The sequence below is a fragment of the Mesorhizobium sp. M2A.F.Ca.ET.037.01.1.1 genome, assembly GCF_003998075.1.
GTDB lineage: Bacteria > Pseudomonadota > Alphaproteobacteria > Rhizobiales > Rhizobiaceae > Mesorhizobium.
In genome coordinates, this window is sequence record NZ_RZSA01001020.1 from 1 (window position 1) to 2,246 (window position 2,246).

2 protein-coding genes and 1 pseudogene are annotated in these 2,246 nt (G+C 69.1%); all 3 read left to right on the forward strand.

What is annotated here, in order from left to right; translation table 11 throughout:
- A pseudogene (locus EOA27_RS32800) lies at positions 1-504 on the forward strand (class II aldolase); the annotation flags it as partial.
- A 4-nt stretch (positions 505-508) separates the two neighbouring features.
- Positions 509-1,783 (forward strand): FGGY-family carbohydrate kinase, encoded by a 1,275-nt coding sequence (locus EOA27_RS32805; protein WP_127258339.1) that lies wholly within the window; start codon positions 509-511, stop codon positions 1,781-1,783.
- Positions 1,780-2,246, forward strand: a 467-nt coding sequence (locus EOA27_RS32810) for a TIGR01459 family HAD-type hydrolase (RefSeq protein WP_127258341.1), incomplete at its 3' end; no start/stop codon positions are given. The genes EOA27_RS32805 and EOA27_RS32810, both read left to right, overlap by 4 nt.

The following is a 2,246-nucleotide window of genomic DNA, read 5'->3' on the forward strand; positions in this document are numbered from 1 at the left end:
GCGGAGACCGTGGCCGAGGCGGAGCGTCTGCTGCATCGGGTAAGATCGCTCCTGGCCCGCCCGGCGCGGCAGACAGCGGCCCCGGATATCGCGGCGCTGACGGCGCTTGCCGACGGCAGCGGCTATCGATTGCCGGCGGATGTCGAGGCGCATGCGGTGGCGCTCGACCCGGACAGCTGCCGCACCGCAGAAGCCGGCAGCCTCTATCCGGATCATGTCATCTTCCTTGGCCGGGGCTCCGTGGTGGCAAGGCCCGGCGAACAGGTTGCCGACGTCGTCGCGCGGCTGGGCGCAAATCCCGTCGCGGTGCTCTTTCCGGGCGCCGGCGTGCTGATGCGCGGCGACGCCAGCTCCGGCGCTGACGCCATGCAGCGCTGCCTCGCCGACGTGACCGCACGGATCGAAATCACGGCGCGATTGAACTATCTCACCGCCGCCGAGAATGACGAGCTGGTCAACTGGGATGCCGAGCAGTATCGCCAGAAACTCAACGCCGCGGGTTAGGTGAATGGTGCCGCTTGCAGTAGGCATCGACATCGGCACGTCCGGGTCGCGCGCCGTCGCGATGCGTCCGGACTTCTCCATCGCCGCGAGCACCGCTGCGCCGCTCGATCGCTTCGGCGCGAACGGCCGCGATCCTGCCGTCTGGTGGGCCGCGGTCGAAGCGACACTACGGGAACTCTTCTCACAAATCGACCGCGGAGCGGTGCGGACAATCGCGGTGGACGGCACGTCCGGCACCTTGCTGCCGATCGACGGCGCCGGACGGCCGCTGGCCGAGCCGCTGATGTACAACGACAAGGTTCCGGATGCGGCGATCCTCGCCGCGATCGACGGCGCGGCGCCGGAAGCAAGCGCCGCGCATGGGGCGACATCCGGACTCGCCAAGGCGCTCTGGTTCCAGCGCCTGCCTGACATCCATGCCGTGCTGCACCAGGCCGACTGGATCGCTGGACAACTCTCGGGCCGTTTCGACGTCAGCGACGAGAACAACAGCCTGAAGACCGGCTACGACGCCGAGGCATGCCGCTGGCCGGAGTGGATCGCGGCGACTGGCATGCGCATGGAGCTTCTGCCTGCCGTCGTCAGGCCAGGCAGCGTGACCGCCAGGCTCACGGCAGCGGCCGCCGGCCTGTTCGGCCTGCCGCGCGACGTCGCGGTGGTTGCCGGCACCACGGATGGCTGCGCCTCGTTCCTGGCGACGGGCGCTGTGGCCGCCGGCGACGGCGTGACCGCGCTCGGATCGTCGCTGACCATCAAGATCCTGTCCGACCGGCCGATCTTCGCGCCGCGCTATGGCATCTACAGCCACCGGCTTGGCGACGCCTGGCTGGCGGGCGGCGCATCGAACACCGGTGGCAAGGTGCTCGCGCAGCATTTTTCGCTTGCCCGCATCATCGAGCTCAGCGCGACGATCGATCCCGCGACGGAGACCGGCCTCGACTATTATCCGCTCGGCTCGCCCGGCGAGCGCTTTCCCATTGCCGATCCGGCGCTGCAGCCGCGGCTCCTACCCCGGCCGCGATCCGACGCCGACTATCTGAAGGCGATGCTGGAAGGGATCGCCGCCGTCGAGGCGCTCGGCTACCGGAGGCTTGCCGAACTCGGCGCGCCACCGCTGACATCGGTGCGCAGCGTCGGCGGCGGCGCCGCCAATGCCGCCTGGACCGCGATCCGGCAACGAAAGCTCGGCGTCGAATTTCGGCCTGCGCTGTCAGACGAGGCAGCGGCGGGCACGGCACGGCTGGCGCTCAAGGGTGCAAGCGAAGCGGGGCTGCTGTGAGCGCGAAGCACGCCATGCATCTCGACGGGGTCGCAGCGCTCGCCGAACGCTACGACGTGTTCCTGCTCGACCAGTTCGGCGTGCTGCATGACGGGCAGCAGCCTTACCCTGGCGCGGTCGAAGCCCTGTCGGCGCTGAAGCGTGCCGGCAAAACGGTGGCGCTGATCTCGAACTCCGGCAAGCGGGCGGAGCCCAATGAGAGGCGGCTGCTTAAGCTTGGTTTCGAGGCGGGAAGCTGGGACCATTTCGTCTCATCCGGCGAAGTGGCCTGGCGCATTTTCACGGACATGGCGCGCGAAGGCACGCTGCGGGCCGGCACAAGATGCCTGCTGATCAGCCGCGACGGGGACCGCTCGGCGATCGAGGGCCTGCCGCTTGTTTTGACCGAGCGCGGCGACGACGCCGAACTAGTGCTGATCGCGGCCAGCGAAGGCGACCGCTACGACCTCGATCACTACCGAAG